Origin of the sequence: Corallococcus sp. CA047B, assembly GCF_003612065.1 — a bacterium.
Classification (GTDB): domain Bacteria; phylum Myxococcota; class Myxococcia; order Myxococcales; family Myxococcaceae; genus Corallococcus; species Corallococcus praedator.
Genome location: NZ_RAWD01000440.1, coordinates 1 through 6,321 on the forward strand (window position 1 = coordinate 1; position 6,321 = coordinate 6,321).

Here is a 6,321-nt window from a genome sequence, read left to right on the forward strand (position 1 = left end):
CGGCGCGAGGGTCGGCGCGGTCCCCGCCGAAGAAGGTGTTGCGCAGGGCCGCCAGCGCTCCGGGCTCCTCACGCGCCATCTCGTGGAAGAGGGCGGTGGTGAGCAGCACCGTGGTGGCGCCCACTTCCCGCAGCTTCCGGGCGAGGTGCGGCGGCGACAGCGTGACGTCACGCGGGAGGATGACGAGCCGCGCGCCATTGAGCAGCGCCCCCCAGATTTCGAAGGTGGCCGCGTCGAAGGACGGCGTGGACACCTGCGCGATGCAGTCTTGCGGCGTCAGGCGAACGTAGTTCGTCTCGCGCACCAGGTGGACGATGGAGCGGTGCTCCACGCCCGCGCCTTTCGGCGTCCCGGTGGAGCCCGACGTGTAGAGCACGTAGGCCAACTGCCCCGGCAGCACCGGCACCCCGACGGGCGCGGTGGTGGCGTCGTGGCGCTCCAGCGAGTCCAGGTACACCGTCGGCCACGACTGCTCCAGGAGCGACGGCAGCAGCGCGCGCTCCGTCACCACGGCGGACAGGCCCGCGTCCTGGAACATGAACGTCAGCCGCTGCTGCGGGTAGGACGGGTCCAACGGCACGTAGCAGCCGCCGGCCTTGAGCACGCCCAACATGCCCACCACGAGGTCCAGGCCGCGCTCCAGGCACAGGCCCACGCGGCCCTCCGGACGCAGGCCCAGGGACACCAGGTGGCGCGCGAGTTGGTTCGCCCGCGCATCCAGCGCTCCGTAGGTGAGTGACTTGCCCTCGTGCTCCACGGCCACGGCATCAGGCGCGCGGCGGACGTGGGCTTCGAAGAGGCCAGGGAGGGTATCCTCCGTGAAGGGCAGGGTGGCCGCGGCGTTCCAGTCCACCAGCACCCAGGAGCGCTCTTCGGCGTCCATGAGTGGCAGGCGGCTGACGGGCACCGTCACGTCCTTCGCCACGGCCTCCAGCAGCACGCGGAACTGCGACGCCAGTCGCGCGGCGGTGGTCGGCGTGAAGAGGTCCAGGCTGTATTCGAGCGTCCCCTCCAACCCTTCGTCACGCGCCATCATCGACAGGCTCACGTCGAAGCGTGAGGTGTCCGGCGCGGTGGGCAGCAGTTCCACGCGCACACCGGGCAGCGCGGGCGGCGGCACCGGCGCGTTGTGCAGCGCGAACATCACCTGGAACAGCGGCGTGCGGGATGGACCGCGCGTCGTTTGCAGCGCTTCCACGAGCCGTTCGAACGGAACGTCCTGGTGGGCATACGCTGCCAGGGAGGATTCGCGCACTCGGTCCAGCAGTTCGGTGAAGCGCGGGTTGCCATCCAGGCGGGCACGCAGCACCAGCGTGTTGAGGAACACGCCGATGAGCGGCTCCAGCTCCGGCCGGGTGCGGTGGGCCACGGGACTGCCCACCGCGAAGTCGTCCTGCCCCGAGTAGCGCGACAGCAGCGCTTCGTATCCGGCCAGCAGCACCATGAAGAGCGTGGCGTCGCGCTCCCGAGCCACCTGCTCCAGCGTACGCACCAGCGTGGCCGGCAGCGTGAAGACGTGGCTTGCGCCCCGCAGGGTCCGCGTCGTGGGCAGGCCGTGCTCGGACGGCAGCGTCAACGCGGGCAGGTCCTTCAGGGAGTCACGCAGGGCTTCCAGGTGCGCCTGCACGCCTTCGGAGTTCCCCGTCTGGCGCTGCCACACGGCGAAGTCGGCGGCCTGCACCGACAGCGCCGGAAGCGGCGAGGGACGACCTTCCGCGAACGCCGCATAGAGGCTGCCCACCTCGTGCACGAGCACACCCATGGACCAACCGTCGGAGACGATGTGGTGCAGGGTCAGCAGCAGCACGTGCTCCTGTGCAGCCAACCGCAGCAAGCGCGTGCGCAGGAGCGGGCCGGTGCGCAGGTCGAACGGCAGGGCCGCTTCGTCGCGCATGCGGCGGCGCAGGGTGTCCTCTCGTGCGGCGCCTTCGGGGAGCACCTCTATCGGCAGGGGCCATCCAGCAGGCGCGGCTCCTTCGGGAAGGATCGGCCACTCCGCAGGCGCGGCGTGGATGCGCTGGAGGGGCTGGCCCTCGCGCTCCAGGAAGGTGGTGCGCAGCGGCTCATGCCGGCGAACGATTTCCGCGAAGGTGCGGCGCAGCACCTCCACGTCCAGGGCCCCGGTGAGCCGCAGGGCCAGGGGGATGTTGTAGAGCGCCTGTCCCGGTTCCAACTGCTCCAGGAACCACATGCGCTGCTGCGCGAACGACAGCGGCAGGTCTTCATCCCGCGGCACCGTGGGAAGAGAAGGGCTAACGGCGCGCGACGGCAGTGCCTGAATGCGCTCCGCGAGCTGAGTCAACGTGGGCGCCTCGAACAGCGTGCGCAGGGGCAGGTCCACGCCGAACCGCGCGGCCACCCGGGTGACGAGCTGCGTGGCCAGCAGCGAGTGCCCACCCAGGTCGAAGAAGTCATCGTGCGCGCCCACGCGCTCCACGCGCAGCACTTCACGGAAGAGGGACGCCAATTGCTCCTGGAGCGGCGTCAGGGGCGCGTCGTCCTCATGCGAGGACGTAGCGGCCGAGGGGGCGGGAAGCTCGCGGCGGTCCACCTTCCCGTTGGTGGTGAGGGGCAGGGCGTCCAGGCCGACGAAGGCGGCGGGCACCATGTACTCGGGCAGGCGCGCGCGCAGGTGCTCGCGCAGGACTCCGGCCTCCACCGTGGCCGGGACGACGTAGGCCACGAGGCGCTGGTCTCCGGGCACGTCCTCACGCACGATGACGACCGTCTCGCGGACGTCGGGGTGCGTGCTGAGCGAGGACTCGATTTCGCCCAGCTCGATGCGGAAGCCCCGCAGCTTCACCTGGTGGTCGATGCGGCCCAGGTACTCCAAGTCTCCGGAAGGCAGCCGCCGCGCCAGGTCTCCCGCGCGGTAGAGCTTGCGGTCCGGCACGGGGCCGAAGCGGTCGTCCACGAAGCGCGCGGCCGTGAGCTCGGGCCGGCGCAGGTAGCCTCGGGCCACGCCCGCGCCGCCCACGTGGATTTCGCCCGGTACACCGAGGGGCACCGGCTGTCCCGCCGCGTCCAGCAGGTACAGCTGGAGGTCGGCAATGGGCTGACCGATGACGCTGGAGCCAGGACGCTCCAGGTCCGCGAGCCCCACCGGGCGCCACGTGACATGCACCGTGGTCTCGGTGATGCCGTACATGTTCACGAGCTGGGGCCGAGCGTCGCCGTGACGCTCGAACCAGGGGCGCAGCGACGCGAGGTCCAGCGCCTCTCCGCCGAAGATGACGTAGCGCAGCGCCAGGGCCGGAGCCTCGTTCTGGGCGGCGGCCTGCTGCTCGGCATGGAGGAGTTGACGGAAGGCGGTGGGCGTCTGGTTGAGGACGGTGACGCCCTCGTCGGCCAGCAGGCGCAGGAAGGCTTGCGGCGAGCGGCTGACGAAGTACGGCACCACCACCAGCCGGCCGCCGTACAGCAGCGCGCCCCACAGCTCCCAGACGGAGAAGTCGAACGCGTACGAGTGGAACAGCGTCCACACGTCCTTGGGCCCGAAGTGGAACTTCGCGTCCGTCGCGCTGAAGAGCCGCGTGACGTGATCGTGCTGCACCATCACGCCCTTGGGACGTCCGGTGGAGCCCGATGTGTAGATGACGTACGCGAGGTCGCCCGGAGCGTTCCGGTGCGCGGGCCGTTCGGACGAAGCCCCGGAGGCCATCGCCGCCTCGAACGTGTGCGCGGGTCGTTCGGACGAAGCCTCGGAGGCCATCGCCGCCTCGAACGTGAGCACGGAGGTGCCTTCCACGGACGGCACGCGGTCCTCCAGTGACGCCTGGCTGAGGACGAGCGGCGAGCGCGCGTCTTCCAACAAGAAGGCCAGGTGCTCACGCGGGTGCGCGGAGTCCAGGGGCAGGTACGCGCCCCCGGCCTTGAGAATGCCGAGCAGTGAGACGACCAGCTCCACGCCGCGCTCCAGGCACACGCCCACGAGGACTTCCGGGCCCACGCCACGCGCTTGGAGCACGTGAGCCAACCGGTTCGCCCGGGCGTCCAGCTCGCGGTACGTCAGCTGGCGCATCTCGAAGCTGACGGCGATGGCGTCCGGGGTGCGGTCCACCTGCGCTTCGAAGCGCTCCACCAGCGTGCCGGTGGCGAACGGTTCAACAGGCGGGCTCCAGCCGTGGAGGACCTGGTGACGCTCGGCTTCCGTCATCACGGGTAGCTCGGAGAGCTTCGTCTCCGGGGCGGCCACCATGCCGACGACGACGTTCTCCAGGTGAGAGAGGAGTCGGTCGATGGTCTCGGGCTCGAAGAGGTCCGTGGCGTACTTGCAGCCGATGAGCAGTCCGTCCGGCCCGGGGGCGGCCTCGAACGTCATGTCGAGTTCGGTGGTGCGGTTGTCTAGTAGCCCCACGTCCAGCGTCAGTCCACCGCCCACCGGCTGGGCGCGCGGAATGGCGTAGTCGTCCAGGACGAAGGCGATGTTGTACAGCTCGCGCCGCTGCGAGCCCGGCTGCGCCACGGCGAGCACGTGGTCATACGGCACGTACCCGTGGGCCAGCGCGTCCAGCGTCGTCTGCTTCACGTTGGCGAGCAGCCCCGACACGGTGGTGTCGGTAGGAAGGCGCAGGCGCAGCGGGAGGAAGTTGGTGCAGTCGCCCACGAGGGAGCGGGTGCCCGGCACATCGCGCCCGGACGTCGCGGAGCCGAGGATGAAATCCGTCTGGCCACTCCACCGATGCAGCACGGCGGCCAGCGCGGACACCAGCATCATGAAGGGCGTGGCACCCTCACGGCGGCCCAGCGCGTTCAGCTTCGCCATCAAGGGCGCGGGCAGCACGCGCAGCCTGCGGGCACCCTGGGAGGACAGCCGCTGGGGGCGGAGCTTGTCGGTGGCCAGGGACAGCAGGGAAGGCGCGCCGGAGAGCGTCTGCTTCCACCATGCCAGCTCCGGGGCCAGGGCCTGGGGCGTCAGGTACGCCTGCTGCCACGCCGCGAAGTCGCCGTACTGGAGCGCGGGCTCGGGCAGGGGCGAAGGGCGCGCGTCCCCGAAGGCCCCGTAGAGCGCGGCCAGTTCTCGGGAAAGCACCGCCACGGACCAGCCGTCCGCGATGAGGTGGTGCACGAAGACGAGCAGCACGTGGTCCTCGGGCGCGAAGCGCAGCAGCACGAAGCGCAGCAGCGGCCCGGTGAACATGTCCATCGGCTGCTGGGCATCGCGCACCGCCCACGCATCCAGCAGGGCCTCGCGTAAGGATGAAGCAGCAGGAGCCGATTCCCCGCTGGCGACCTCCTCCACCATCAACGAGACAGGCGAAGGAGCGTGGACCTGTTGGAACAGCACGCCGTCCCGCGCGACGAAGGTCGTGCGCAGCGCTTCGTGGCGACGGACCAGCTCGTTCAGCGAACGCGACAGCGTCTCCGGGACCAGGGGGCCTCGGAGCGAGAGCGACACGGGGACATGGTAGGCGGTGGACTCCGGCGCCAGTTGCTGGAGGAACCACAGGCGCTGCTGGGAGAACGAGGCCGGCGTCAGCCCAGTCGGAGCTGGGCGCCGTTGCACGGGAGGAAGCGCCGCGAGGCCCGTCGCGGTGCTGCCCTGGGCCAGCGACGCCACGAGTCCCTGGAGGGTCACGTCCTGCAACAGGGTCGCGGCGGAGACACGCGTCCCCAGACGCTTCTCGATGCGTCCCTGGAGGTCCGCGGCCGCGAGCGAGTCCATGCCCAACTGCGTGAGCGGAACGTCCGAGCCCTGAAGGCCGGCCTCCGCCCCGAGGACCGCGGTCAGCTCCTCGCGAAGAATGCGCTCCAGTTCCTCCACGGAGCGGGCAGGGGAGGCCGCGACCTGGGCCACAGGGGCGGAGGCACCAGACTGATTCCCCGCCGCGCCAGCCGAAGCCGAGGCGTCCACCGCCGAGGCACCCACGAGCGCACCGGGTTGACTCGCCGTCGCGTCAGCCGCAACCGAGGCACCCGCGATGGCACCGAACTGATTGGCCGTCGCGTCAGCCGAAGCCGAGGCGTCCACTGCCGAGACACCCGAGGGCACTCCGGACTGATTGGCCGTCGCGCCAACTGGAGCCGGGGCAGCCGAGAGCGCACCGGGCTGACTCGCCGTCGTACCCACCGAAACCGTGGTCTCCGCCGCACCGGCCTGCTCCACCGTCGGCGCCTCGGACACAGGCACCACCGGAGTCCGCACCAACGGCTCCGCACCCGCCGCCTCACTGCGCCACAGCACCGCGAGTTCCCCGGACACCAGCGCCGCACGGCACGCGAAGCGCTGAATCTTCCCGCTCGACGTCTTGGGCACCGCCCCCGGAGGCAGCAGCGCCACCGTGTGCGTCTGCACCTCCAACTCCCGTGCGAGCGCCTGAC

1 protein-coding gene is annotated in these 6,321 nt (G+C 70.8%); it reads right to left on the bottom strand.

The window, feature by feature from the left end; genetic code table 11:
• Positions 1-6,321 (bottom strand): non-ribosomal peptide synthetase (locus tag D7X74_RS38290; RefSeq protein ID WP_147446830.1); only part of this gene is annotated, 6,321 nt, incomplete at both ends.